Source organism: Paenibacillus cremeus (genome assembly GCF_007786445.1).
Taxonomy (GTDB): Bacteria; Bacillota; Bacilli; order Paenibacillales; family NBRC-103111; genus Paenibacillus_G; species Paenibacillus_G cremeus.
Genome location: NZ_VNJI01000046.1, coordinates 1 through 12,416, shown reverse-complemented (window position 1 = coordinate 12,416; position 12,416 = coordinate 1). Strand labels below are relative to the sequence as shown.

Below are 12,416 nucleotides of genomic sequence, written 5' to 3'. Positions count from 1 at the left end.
CCGGTATTGTTGAAAAATGTCAACAGGGGTAGGCGAACCGGTTCCGGTAGCTCAAACCTTTACTTATATTGATGATGAGCATGGCATTGATTTATCTCAATACTGCCGGTTGGATTGTATGGTAACCGTTGTTGATGCTTACCGTTTTTGGCATGACTTCTCCTCCGGAGAATCTTTACTTGAAAGACAGCAAGCAGCAGGAGACGATGATACAAGAGATGTTGTGGATTTATTAATCAGCCAAATTGAATTTTGCGATGTGCTGCTGCTTAACAAGTGTGAATTGGTGAGCGCTGAAGAACTGGAGGAGTTGGGGCAGGTATTACACAAGCTGCAGCCTAGAGCTAAACTGATACGTACTGCGCATGGCAAGGTGGATCCAAAGTCAATATTAAACACAGGATTATTCAATTTTGACGAAGCCAGCACGTCTGCCGGTTGGATGCAGGAGCTGGAAAAGGATCACCATACGCCGGAAATGGAAGAGTATGGGATTTCGTCTTTTGTGTATGAGCGGCGGAGACCTTTTCACCCGGAACGGCTTATAGCCTGGATGGAGAAGTTTCCGGAGGAGGTCGTCCGTGCTAAGGGAATAATTTGGCTTGCCTCCCGCAATGAAACGGCACAAAGCTTGAGCCAGGCAGGTCCATCTATCCAATTTGGATCGGTAGGCTATTGGGTTGCTGCATTGTCCGAAGCGGAGAGACAAGCGGTGCTTGCTGATGAGCCCGAACTCAAGGAAGAATGGGATACGGTACATGGAGACCGCTTAACGAAGTTCGTTTTGATCAGAATAAATATTAATAAGGAGGAGCTTGTTGCCGAATTAGACAAATGCCTTTTAACCGATGAAGAGATGACGATGGCTTGGAGTGAATTAAAAGATAACCTTCCTGGTGCTGGGGACTGAACGGTCCTGTCATATCATAGTAATTTCTTTTCTGGACATATTAATGGGAGAAAATACTATGGCTAAAAAATTATCAATTTTACTAATCCTTGTATTTGCGTGTTTTCAAATCTTTTTATCGAAGATATCAGCAAAGACAACGTACCAACCTCACGGCAGTTCAGGAGGTCCTTACGGAAGATCAAGATTTTCTGGCTCTGGGTATACAGGAAACGGTTACTACCCCTCTTTAAACAGTGTGAGAAGCTATGAGATTTATGATCCAACTATAAGCTCCACGCACATCTTAAGCTCGACGGATGATAAAGCTCAGCAAAAATGGGAATGGCTTGGTCTTTTCGGACTTTTAGGATGTTTAGGAAGCCTACACCGACTTAAGGGACGATAAAAAAACACTGTCCCAAACAAGGTTGAAGCAAGAAGTCAACCCTGTTCTTACGAAATTTGAAGAAGGAAATACGAAACTCCCCCTGTCCCAAACAGTGGAGAGTTTTTTTCTTTTTGTGAAGATTGGGATTCTTATCGATGTTACGGAGTAGCGCGAATACCCTGAACTGGTGCTTCGATATCATGCGGGTACAAGTTGCAAACACTTGTTATCCTTGAAAAGGAGGGCTAAGCTTGACAAGCCAATCAGAATTATGCTGGTCGATGATCATGAGCATACTCGCGAAGCAATGAAGATTATGAAGGTTAAATCCTCTTTCCAAATCGTAGGAGAAGCTGTCGATGGGCTTGACGCGATGGGACTGGCTGGACATTGCTGTATATAGCTCTTAGGGTTATACAAGCGTGACTTGTGAAAAGAGTTTGATGTGTCAATGTTACGTTGCAGCAATTTCTCTGATTTGACACAACTTCAGCAAGAAATAGCCCTATCGAGTCATACTAAAACATTTACTCTTCTTGTATTGTTATGAAGGGGGACGGGGGTGAAGTATATCCGAATAAAAGCGATATTAGTTTGGATCGGGCTTCTATTAAGTTTGATTATTCCGGCACCGTGTTTCGCTCATGCCTCGTTAATCAATGCAGCCCCTGCTGCTAACAGTACACTGCCTAGCAGTCCGCCTAATATAGAATTGACTTTTAACGAACGGCTGGAAAAAGTGGAGTACTATATTAAAGTATTGAATAAGACAGGAACGTCCGTAACAAGTAATGAAGCACAATTTAATGAAGATCAGACTCGGCTCGAGCTTGCACTTCCGCAATTACCGGACGGCACATATACCGTCAGCTATAAAATTATTTCCGCAGACGGTCATCCAGTTAGAGACTCATATGTCATTTCAATTGGAGAAGCAAGTCCGATAAATCAAAGCGCTATAATGTATGGCGGCGATCTGGCAAGCGGGAGTAATATCATTTACTATATCAGTCGCTTTGGTTATTATATCGCGCTGCTGCTGCTAACCGGGTGGGTATTTTGGGTCTTGCTGTTCGATTCGAAGAAAGCAAAACATCAATTAGTACGGGAGAAGTGGACTTTACTGCTTCAACGGGTGTTTCTTACTGCGTCTATTATTAGTATCTTTGAGCAGTTGACGCAGATGATTGATGGAGCAGTTGCCAAAGATTTAATCCCTTTAATTTTCGGAACATTTACTGGATATTCTTGGGTGATGACCCTTGGCTTATCATTGTTAGGCTTTGTAATTTTACATCGTTCGAAGAAATTAGATATGCTCTGGATTATTTTGCTGCTGGGAGCAAAAGCGTTGAACGGGCATGCTGTCGCAGTAGGTTCGCTTACCGATATGATTATTATCGATTTTGTTCATTTGTTTGCTGCTGCAATTTGGGCTGGAGGGTTATTTCATATTTTGGTTTATTGGCGTCATCATCGAGATTATGTAGTTTCATTTTTAGGTGAATTTTCACCATTGGCACTTATAAGTATTGTATTGCTAGTTATATCCGGTACGTTTTATACGCTTGGAATTTTGCCCAATATAAAGTATCTCATCTATACCCAGTGGGGAATTCTCTTGCTTGTAAAAATTTCTTTGACGGTTGTAGTTATTGCCGTTGGTGCTGTGCTTCGTTTCGTAATAAAGCGTAAACATAACAGGGGTACCGCTCTATTTTTAAAACTAGACATGATGCTTATGGTAGCCATAGTGTCCATTGCAAGTGTGTTTACAGCCCTCAATCCCCAACCGCAGAATAAACCCTTGTTTTGGCATGAAATGGGTACAACCATGCATTTAACTACTAGAATTACTCCGAATTCACCTGGTACGAATACCTTTTCTCTTCAGGTGTGGATACCGGAGACAGAGAAGGATTTGAAAAGAGTACAGCTCTTTGTAAAAACGGAAGATCAATCCGGTATTGCGCCAATCGAAATTCCGCTTACTCCTGCTTCCAAAGTAAGTGTTCCAGATGATAGTATTGCTTTCTATCAATTCGGGTATGATGCTAAAGGTCCTTATCTACCCTTTCCAGGCAAATGGAATATTGAGGTGAGGGTTCTGGATGCCAATGATGATGAAACGGTATTTTCCCACGAGATGATGATTTATTAATCATTATAAAAAATGTAGAAGGGTTGATTACATTGAAAAAGGTACTAAGCACGTTATCTCTTTGCTTTATGTTTATGCTCCTATTCGCAGGGGTAGCCAGCGCACATGTTACGGTTCAACCTCAACAAACAACACAGGGCACTTATGAAGTATTTAACGTTCGTGTACCAACAGAAAAAGACATACCTACGGTCAAGATAGAAGTAAAAATTCCAGCAGAAGTTACCATTTCCCGATTTGAGCCAAAGTCGGATTGGAAATACGACTTGACCAAAGATTCAAGTGGCAAAATTACAAGCGTAACTTGGAGTGCAACAGGCAACGGCTTATCCAGCACGGAGTTTGGAAATTTTTTAATGAATGGTAAAGTAGCCGACAACGCGACACAAATCTCCTGGAAGGCTTATCAGACCTATAAAGATGGTAGTGTCGTGGAATGGGTAGGAGCTGAGGGTTCTGACAAACCAGCCTCTGTAACGAAGGTAAACCCTAAGGCTGCGGGAAGCGACTCTACTGGACATGACTCCGCAGCTGCCGCTCCTGCAAAAGCTCAACCAGCTGCTTCCGCTGGTAATTCCAATACGGCATTGTACATTGCTATTGCTGCGCTTATTCTCGGTGTTATCGCAATCATTATTTCGATATCCAAAAAGAAGTCTGCTTAAGGAGAAGTTAAATCCTCTATAGAGAGCCCGGCAAAACGGGTGTACAACAAACCCAGTACCGTTAGTGGTACTGGGTTTGTTGTACACAATTGAAAAAAATAAGTCGAGCGAACGCAAGACATATTTCATCACTTTACCCTCGGAAGATAAAATCATTCTCATAATACTTGATTCATATAATTAATTGAAGGATGATTGTTTCAGGGAGGATAAATATGTTATTTTATTGCTTAAGTATGAGTGGGACTTTGGCGCTCACAATCTACATTATCACATTAACGTATCTTCATCGGGGAAAGTTGACCTGCATGGCAGGGATGATGATCGCCATGACGCTAGGGATGATGACAAGTCTTACGACTGGAACGATATTGGCAATACTAATGAATGATTTGGTTACGTCAACAATCATATCGATCCTTTTGGGAATGCTTGTCGGCTATTGGACAGGCAAATGGATAAGCCTTATGGCTTCGATGGATGGGATGCTAGCTGGGATCATGGGTGGAATGATGGGAACCATGCTTGGCGCTATGATCACAAAGCCTATTACAATCGTGGCGTTTGTAGATGTCATATTTTTATTTATCGTCTTGGTTCTTAACCAATTGATTCGCGAAGAATCAGGAAATAAAAAAATAATTGGTCGGCTAGGAAACGATAGCTTTGTAACCATTGTTATAGGAACCGCGATCGCGGGATTTTTATTTTTATATATTGAATAGCCAAAAGCCTGGTTCTACATCAAAAACAGCTGTCACAGAGCATTCAACTGTTGCAGCTGTTTTTCTCTTTTTCTATATGGAAAAAAGGTTTTGTAACAATTAAGAGGATTTCGATTCGCTTCGTATCCAGCGTTCTTCAATCTTCATAAATATTCCAAATCCCAAACGAGATTACCCATGACAAGATAAAGACGCGACCAGAATATAACCGACACTACCGAAGTCTGGATCTTCAATTAACTTCATTTTTGTAGTTGCTCTTTTCAATAGACGTATCGATCTACGGCGATACAACCGGAACCAAAAGAACTCAAGCCACTGCACAAAGCAAGAAGAGTCCAGCAAGCCGGAAGGATGCACCTTAAATCCCATTGATTCCTTATTCTCGGCTGCGCCCCCCAGTGTTACGATATTCTGGGGGTGATTTGCGTGCTCTTTACGCCATTAAAACCGATGCTTTTACATAAATCCGCCACGCCGCCGGCAGGCGACTATATCCATCACCTCAAGTACGACGGGTTTCGCTGCCTGCTTCACGTGGGGAGCGGTGGCAAAACTAAGCTATACACCCGGCAGCAAAACGACTGCACACTGAACTTCCCGGAGTTTGCTGGCGTGGGGTTGCCGGCGGGAACGATCTTGGATGGCGAGATGGTCGCGCTTGGCGATGACGGAAAGCCAATATTCGAGGATGTAATGAATCGTCTGAAGTCCCGGCGCGGACAGCACCGTCAGCCGGTCCATTTCGCCGCGTTCGACCTGCTGATGCTCGGCGGCAAGAGCATCATGCACGAGCCGCTCGAGACGCGCCTAGCGGCGCTGCTGGAACTGCTCGCGGAGCCAACGGAGCTGCTGTCCGCCGTTCAAAGCGCCGAGGATGGCGAAGGGCTGTTTGAGGCGGTCAAGCGATTGGGGCTTGAAGGGATCGTCAGCAAAAAGAAAGGCAGCCGGTATACGCTCGACCACCGGTCGCCGGACTGGATCAAAGTGAAGAACTACCAGTACGCCGTCGTCTCGATTGCGGGGATTCGCAAATCCGAGTTCGCATGGCTGCTTCAGAACACGGACGGCAGCTATGCCGGCATCTGCGAACTGGTCCCTCCAAAGGAACGCGCGGCGTTTTACCAGGTCGCTCAGCAGCTGATCCGCTCAGAGGATAAGCACTGGCTTTACCTGGATCCGCGCATTCAGTGCCAGGTGAAATTCCAGTGCTATACCAAGGGCGGGCTGCTCCGGACGCCGAGTTTTGTGGAGTTCATCTTTCCCAAATCGGCGTGACGGACGGATGACGGAAATGGGAGTATACTCTTAAATTTTATCAGGGGGAATAGGAGTGTCTTTGTTTAACGCTATTATCGTAAATTTTGTTGCTTATTCACATATAGAGATTATGAGAACTAAAAACGGTCAAGACAAACCACATGTTTCACGTTATAATCAACAAAAATCCCATATATTGGAGGTTACTGTATGGAGTTATTGGTTCGTGAGATGAGAGCAAACGATATTCCACAAGTTCAAAATGTGGCGAAAACAAGTTGGAATGCGACCTACAATGGCATAATTCCAATTGAGGTTCAAGAAAATTTTCTTAAATCTGCTTATAATGATGAAATGATGCTTAGACGATTAGAACGTTCGCATGTTTACGTTGCAGAGCTTAACGGGGAAATAGTTGGATTTGCCAATTTTTCATTTGTAAAAGAAGATGGAAAGGTGGAATTGTCCGCTATTTATCTTTACCCAGAATATCAAGGACAAGGGATAGGTTCGGCACTGCTACAAGAAGGGATTAAATATTCCCGAGGTGTAAAAGAAGTTTATATCAATGTTGAAAAGGATAATGTAATTGGCAGAAGATTCTACGAAGCAAAAAAATTTGAGTATGTCAAAGAGTTTGATGATGACTTTGACGGGCACGTTCTAAAGACAGTCCGCATGGTATTGAAAGCTTAAGGCAAGTCCTTGTGACTTGCTTTTTTCTATGAGGCTTTTAATGTGCGAACGGTCGTAAAGTTAGTCCGTTTGCAAGTGTCCAGCAAGAGCTTCTTTTGTCGGTCGGTGTAATCCAGTTTTTTATGCAGCTCTAATAATTTGAGGTCTTTTGGGAAAATTAAGGATCACAAAGTTTATCGGGGATGAACAACATGGAAGTACTAAAGGAATGCTTGTTGGGCTTGGGAGTATGGGCTTTAACGATAATAGCTCCTGCATTAGCCATCAGCCTGCTTATTTTTCTCGGACACCTCTTGACTCCTTAAAAAACGGTTGCCCTTCGCGGCGCAATCGTTTTTTTTGCGCCGTGAAAATCACCGAAATTCAGCCGTGAGCGGCGATTTTGGCTCCGTGGAACAATTGCAAAAAACGGCTCGTGTTCGCATGGTTTGCGACCGAGCCGTTTTTCGTTTTGCGCCGGATTTCTCCGATTTGCTACCCGATCTATCGAAAACAGGGGTCGGACATGTTCACAAAATAAGGAAATATGTCCGGATCGGCAGCTGAGGTGCCCGAGAGGGGGAGGGTGGCTAACGGGCAGGTTAATGCGGCAAAGCAGCGTCTTTTTTAGTAGAAAATACATAATAAACGGTAGCTCATGGAAATCTAAATATAAGCTGGATAACCATAAAATGGGGGACCATGTCATCTATCATAGGGATGTGAAGATGATTGGCTGTCAAAAAAATCTGGAGGCTATGGCATGACGAATATTATTGAAACAATAGCAAGTTATTTCAAGCCCCAGTTAGACGATGAACCGAAACAACCATTGCATGTTGGAGAGGTTATGTCTTTATGGACATTTTACACCGCTCTTGGAGAGGCAATTGCCTTTTATGGGGTGTTTTTGAACATGACCACGGATGCTAAACTAATTGACGCAATTATAAGCGCAAAAGATGAAACGGAAAGCGCAATTTTGACTCTAAAAGGGTTCTTGATAAGTGAAGGAATCCCTTTACCAGATGTTTCATCAGAAAAACCTAAATCAGATCAGGCGTTAGTGCCACTAGGGGTTCGTTTTACTGATAAGGAAATTGCCAACTTTATTGCAGTAAAGACAGCTGGATATATTGCTTTCATTGGGATGGCAATGTCTCAGGTGGTTAGAGGGGACGTTGGAGTTATGTTTTTAGGCTTCATGACAACAGTTCTAAAGTACGGAACTACCCTTAAATCCATGATGATTGAAAAAGGATGGTTAACCACTCCTCCTTACTTTACACCTGTAGGAATTCCAAAAGAATAATTAAGCCACTTAGATCAGCTCCCCTTACCTCTTTAGACTTTGCAACTTGACTAATTATTTATCTCAATTGCGTTTAAAGCTGCGGTCACCAAACCAGCCGCTAAGGGACTCTATACAAATGACGAAGGAGCTGCTAGCGCAGCTCCTTTTACATCTTCACAAAATAAGATATTTGATACATATGTCTGTGTTATGATTGAACTAACGGGCAGAAGAGTTCAATTATTTCATGGTTTGAACTGGCACACCAAAACAAATCCACAATAATATTACTACGATGGAGATAGTCCAAGCTAATAATGGACGTAGATAATGTACACGTAAGATAATAAAGACAAAAATAAAAAATAGTAAAGACCACCAATAAGACCAACCATTAGAGTAAGTAATGCCCTTTACCAAAAAATGACTTATTGCTTCAATCATTGAAAATAATAAAACCCATGCAGTTACATATAAGAATTGCTTGTTTTTTTTGGTTTCAGGATAGTTACCAAGATAGAGTAACACCAATGAAGGGTATCCAATTAAGTAGATGCCCAAAGTTATCAATGTATGATTTCGATAAATAATGTCTTCAATCCGGTCTGGATGGAAAGTCCATAACGAATAATTATAATTGACAAAATTGTACAGAAGGTCACCAATGATTAAGAAAAGGATGGTCGGATAATAATTTCTCCAATGTATCCAATCCCCCCATCGCCTTGCGATCAATGCTAATAAAACTTGGATTAAAATGTGCATTAGAATCCCTCTTTATTGATTAATACACGTATTATTACCAAAACATGGAGCCGATATCAGTCTGGTGATACCATTAAAGAAAAGCTCACATCATTCCGCTAACGGGTACGATAGTATCAAACCAAACTAACAACAAGAAGCTGCCGCGAGTATCACAACCGGCAGCTTTTCCACGCTAACTGGCAGTTTAGCGGAATTTACAAAGAGCTTCATTATGTGCGGTATAGGGTTCATGTGGAGTGTTGTTAACTGTTAGTTTGGGAAGGAACAAGAAATAAGGAGAAGTATTAGTGGGATTTAATGCCAAATTAGGCGATATACGGGTTGCAGACGACTGTGGATTGAATAATATGTTAGTGGGAATATTAGGAAACGACATGGTGGCGGAGAAATCCGCCCCTCCGTTTTTTTATTGGGACAATCAACTAACGAATACGAGAGCTTGGGGCTGCTTCAATGACAGCTCCTTTTTGTGTTCATTGAAGTATCGGGCAGGAAAATGCAATCACGGACATGGAATTTATTAGAATAGCTAGGAGTATTTTTTATACGGGGATAAGTTTAATAAGTAAGGGGAGAAACCATGAATAATTTGAAGGCAGTTGTCATTGGTGCAGGGTGGGCTGGTGAGGGGCATACACGAGCACTTCAGTCCTGTGGTGTTAATGTTGTGGCAATATGTGCAAGAAAAGAGGAGGTTGTGCGTGAAGTCGCCCAAAGACTTGGAATACCGGAAGCATCGGTTGATTGGCGTCAAACGTTGAAATCTATTAAGCCAGATATAGTGGCGATAGCCACCCCTGCAAGCCTTCGACAGGAGGTCGTAGAGGAGGCGACAAAACTGGGGTGCCATATTCTATGCGACAAGCCGCTAGCTATTAACGAAGAAGAAGCCAAGAAGCTGTGGGAATTGGTCCAACAAGAGGGTGTCAAACATGCTTATGCTGCTACCTGGAGATATGACCCGAGTATAATGTGGTTTTCGGAACTTGCGCTATCAGGTTCAGTTGGTAAGATTCAAGAAATTGATTGCTCCTATCGGATATTTCGTGGAAGCAATCTAAGACCTTGGACTTGGTGGAACACATTGGAAACTGGTGGAGGCTTACTTAACAATGGTTTGCCACACATTCTGGGGATTCTCGCGAGTATTACCGGTGGTGTTCCGTTAAGAGTTGCAGGCGAGGCACGTGTACTACGGGACCGTGCTCCAGTTGTTCTGGAAGATATACATGATTTTCGGAGACAGAAAGCTCTAACGCTAGAGGAAGCAGAAAAACTTGAATGGCGAGATTGTGATGCTGACGGGGCTTTTACAGCGTTGCTCAGTTTCAGTTCTGTTAGTGGAGCTGAGATTGCTGTTAATATTCTGGGAAACGACGGGGTTGGCGTTTCTGTTCATCCGCCTCAAATCACTCTTTATGGTGATTCTGGGACATTAGTTTTGACCGGTTTTTATACTAACGGATACATCGTATCCAAGTTGTGTGCGGGAGAAAATGAACCAAAGATTTTGCCAGTTCCTCAGCGGCTTCTAGATGAAATGCCCGATTCTGGAAACCGGGCACAGAATATGTGGAATGCTTTGGCTCGTGATTTTGTTGCGGATATACAAGGTGAGCGACATCGTCCATATCTTACTTTTTACGATGGTTATCTATATCAAAGTGCGATTGATGCAATTCGATGTGGCAATGGTTGGAGAAAGTTAGGGGATATAAGTTCTTCTCTGGATTGCAAATAGGGAAAGGGTCATTGCGCTCTCAGAGAATAAGATTTTTCTCACGAATGCTCGCTCATTCGCAGGATTTCACATGCTTGATTAAATAGACGTTAAGATGATTAGATAATATAGGCTAAGAAGTTCCGTTTGAGGGCATGCGGGAATAGAAGGTGTTGGGTGATTTACAACATCTTCCATATAAATCTATGCCGCACGTCTCTCTCCACAACACCCGGCAGCAGAACGACTGCACCCTGAATTTCCAGGAATTTGCCGGCGTGCGGTTGCCGGCGGGAACGATCTTGCAACTGGATAAGCACAATATATTAGATGTTTCTATCTGTCACTAAACTGCCATCTCCACAAAATTCGGCTCCGGAGCAGTCCGCCCTTGGTATAGCACTGGAATTTCACCTGGCACTGAATGCGCGCATCCAGGTAGAGCCAGTGCTTATCTTCGGGAGAAATTCCGACGAAGGAAACCACGGCGCGGTGGAAAGGGAAGAAGGCGCTCGAGCTCGGCTGTACGCGGTATGTCGAGAGTGAGGCGGTGCAGGCGATGCATATCGCGAGAATGTACCCGGAACTGCAGGTGCCGATACGGTTATAAAAAGGAAAGAGCTACATAGTAGTTGGCTTCATTAGATTATATTACACAGTCTTTAATGCTCTCCGCGATAAACCATGTTTTTCGGCTACGCGGGAAACACTAGCTGAAGATGTACTGTTTTTAACCGCAATCTCTTCATAAGTGTAGAGCGGCTTATTAGCCCCTGGAAATTTCTCCTTCGTCAGATCATCTACAATAGATCTTTCCTCTATCGTTGAGACCCTTTGTTTAAGTTCGGCAACATCCTTTTCCAGTTTCGACAATCGCACATGTGTTTTACTCATAATATCTGCCTCCGAAATGATTTGTTTCAATCATTGTTAAATTGCCCAGCTCTTAGACTGAGTATCCAATTGACGTGAAACAAATTATTTCACATAGGCAATGTTAGAATTATTCTGCATTGCCAAGCAGTTCTCGTATCGAACGACCTTCCTGAGCCATCTTTATAACAACGTGACCTTCCAATGAATTCTTTGATTTTCTAATCTCTGTACATCTTATTGATATCCAAATTGACTCCAACCCTTTACATTTTTTGCTATAATGATTCTCGTAGTTAAGTGTAATGGAAGAAGGGAATTTCTGTGTCGATAAAACTAGCGGTTGCATTAGAAGATAACAAATTCAAAAAACATATCCGGGATAGAATAGACCGTTCAAAATCTTATATTTGTCCATTCTGTAATGAACCGGTCATTTCAAAAAAAGGACAAGAACGCCAGCATCATTTTGCTCATGCACCAGGTACAAATTGCACAGCCAGTGAAGAAACGATCCTTCATTTTAACGCTAAGCACTATCTAGCCTACTGCATAAAACAAAACGTTGACATTGTATTTGAGGTATCTACGGAATTACTAGAACCAAAATTAAATTCGGTTTTAACCAGCTTAAATATTAAACAATATCCCTTGTCCCTTAATTCCTTAGCTAATTTTTATAAAAAAGCAGGAGTCTATGTAGAAAAATCAGTTGGACCATATATCGTGGATGTTTATATGAAACATGAATCTTATACATATGGTTTTGTTTTCGAGATCGTGGTCACACATGAAATGGAACCAGAGAAGCTGCAATGGTTACATGAAAATCATGTACCATATTTGGAAATCTCCCCTGTTTCGCTTGATGATTGCGTATTCCGGAAACTTTGGTCAGTCATTCCGGAAAGTATTAGCCACTCGTTCCGGAAAGTTTTGGTCAGTCATTCCGGTAATGTTTATCCACTTAGAGCCTCTCAAAATGGCTTCTTAAT

Annotated in this window: 11 protein-coding genes and 1 pseudogene; 10 read left to right on the top strand and 2 right to left on the bottom strand. The window is 42.6% G+C overall.

Annotated features, from left to right (window positions below; genetic code table 11):
* Window positions 1-19: 19 nt before the first annotated feature.
* The 8 genes and pseudogenes from FPZ49_RS26500 to FPZ49_RS26465 all read left to right on the top strand — a co-directional run.
* A pseudogene (locus FPZ49_RS26500) lies at window positions 20-910 on the top strand (CobW family GTP-binding protein); the annotation flags it as partial.
* A 58-nt stretch (window positions 911-968) separates the two neighbouring features.
* A complete protein-coding gene (locus FPZ49_RS26495; protein WP_144852851.1) occupies window positions 969-1,298 on the top strand; it encodes a hypothetical protein in 330 nt (109 codons plus the stop codon).
* 544 nt (window positions 1,299-1,842) lie between these two features.
* Window positions 1,843-3,441, top strand: coding sequence for a copper resistance CopC/CopD family protein (locus tag FPZ49_RS26490; protein ID WP_144852849.1), 1,599 nt, complete (start codon window positions 1,843-1,845; stop codon window positions 3,439-3,441).
* Between the two features lie 32 nt (window positions 3,442-3,473).
* Entirely contained in the window at window positions 3,474-4,106 is a 633-nt protein-coding gene (locus FPZ49_RS26485) for a YcnI family copper-binding membrane protein (protein WP_391563875.1), read from the top strand.
* Between the two features lie 308 nt (window positions 4,107-4,414).
* The gene (locus tag FPZ49_RS26480; RefSeq protein WP_144852847.1) at window positions 4,415-4,831 is read left to right on the top strand and encodes a hypothetical protein; all 417 of its coding nucleotides are present in this window, start codon (window positions 4,415-4,417) and stop codon (window positions 4,829-4,831) included.
* 429 nt (window positions 4,832-5,260) lie between these two features.
* Window positions 5,261-6,109, top strand: a complete 849-nt coding sequence (locus FPZ49_RS26475) for an ATP-dependent DNA ligase (RefSeq protein WP_144852845.1) — start codon at window positions 5,261-5,263, stop codon at window positions 6,107-6,109.
* A 192-nt stretch (window positions 6,110-6,301) separates the two neighbouring features.
* The gene (locus tag FPZ49_RS26470; RefSeq protein ID WP_144852843.1) at window positions 6,302-6,787 is read left to right on the top strand and encodes a GNAT family N-acetyltransferase; all 486 of its coding nucleotides are present in this window, start codon (window positions 6,302-6,304) and stop codon (window positions 6,785-6,787) included.
* A gap of 742 nt (window positions 6,788-7,529) precedes the next feature.
* Window positions 7,530-8,078: a DUF3231 family protein gene (locus tag FPZ49_RS26465; protein WP_144852841.1), complete on the top strand. Its 549-nt coding sequence runs from the start codon at window positions 7,530-7,532 to the stop codon at window positions 8,076-8,078.
* Between the two features lie 222 nt (window positions 8,079-8,300).
* On the opposite strand, the gene FPZ49_RS26460 is transcribed toward FPZ49_RS26465, so the two are convergent.
* Window positions 8,301-8,825: a CBO0543 family protein gene (locus tag FPZ49_RS26460; protein ID WP_144852839.1), complete on the bottom strand. Its 525-nt coding sequence runs from the start codon at window positions 8,823-8,825 to the stop codon at window positions 8,301-8,303.
* A gap of 583 nt (window positions 8,826-9,408) precedes the next feature.
* Here FPZ49_RS26460 and FPZ49_RS26455 point away from each other — a divergent pair.
* Entirely contained in the window at window positions 9,409-10,569 is a 1,161-nt protein-coding gene (locus FPZ49_RS26455; RefSeq protein ID WP_144852837.1) for a Gfo/Idh/MocA family protein, read from the top strand.
* Window positions 10,570-11,199: 630 nt separating this feature from the next.
* Here FPZ49_RS26455 and FPZ49_RS26450 read toward each other — a convergent pair.
* Window positions 11,200-11,442, bottom strand: a complete 243-nt coding sequence (locus tag FPZ49_RS26450) for a hypothetical protein (RefSeq protein ID WP_144852835.1) — start codon at window positions 11,440-11,442, stop codon at window positions 11,200-11,202.
* Between the two features lie 303 nt (window positions 11,443-11,745).
* Between FPZ49_RS26450 and FPZ49_RS26445 the strand changes: the two genes are divergently transcribed.
* Window positions 11,746-12,416 (top strand): competence protein CoiA family protein (locus FPZ49_RS26445; protein ID WP_222429973.1); only part of this gene is annotated, 671 nt, incomplete at its 3' end.

Bases quoted from the DNA above. Each gene is read 5' to 3' on its own strand.
- FPZ49_RS26495 (WP_144852851.1), top strand. From the start codon at position 969: ATGGCTAAAAAATTATCAATTTTACTAATCCTTGTATTTGCGTGTTTT.
- FPZ49_RS26480 (WP_144852847.1), top strand. From the start codon at position 4,415: ATGGCAGGGATGATGATCGCCATGACGCTAGGGATGATGACAAGTCTT.
- FPZ49_RS26470 (WP_144852843.1), top strand. From the start codon at position 6,302: ATGGAGTTATTGGTTCGTGAGATGAGAGCAAACGATATTCCACAAGTT.
- FPZ49_RS26465 (WP_144852841.1), top strand. From the start codon at position 7,530: ATGACGAATATTATTGAAACAATAGCAAGTTATTTCAAGCCCCAGTTA.
- FPZ49_RS26460 (WP_144852839.1), bottom strand. From the start codon at position 8,825: ATGCACATTTTAATCCAAGTTTTATTAGCATTGATCGCAAGGCGATGG.
- FPZ49_RS26455 (WP_144852837.1), top strand. From the start codon at position 9,409: ATGAATAATTTGAAGGCAGTTGTCATTGGTGCAGGGTGGGCTGGTGAG.
- FPZ49_RS26450 (WP_144852835.1), bottom strand. From the start codon at position 11,442: ATGAGTAAAACACATGTGCGATTGTCGAAACTGGAAAAGGATGTTGCC.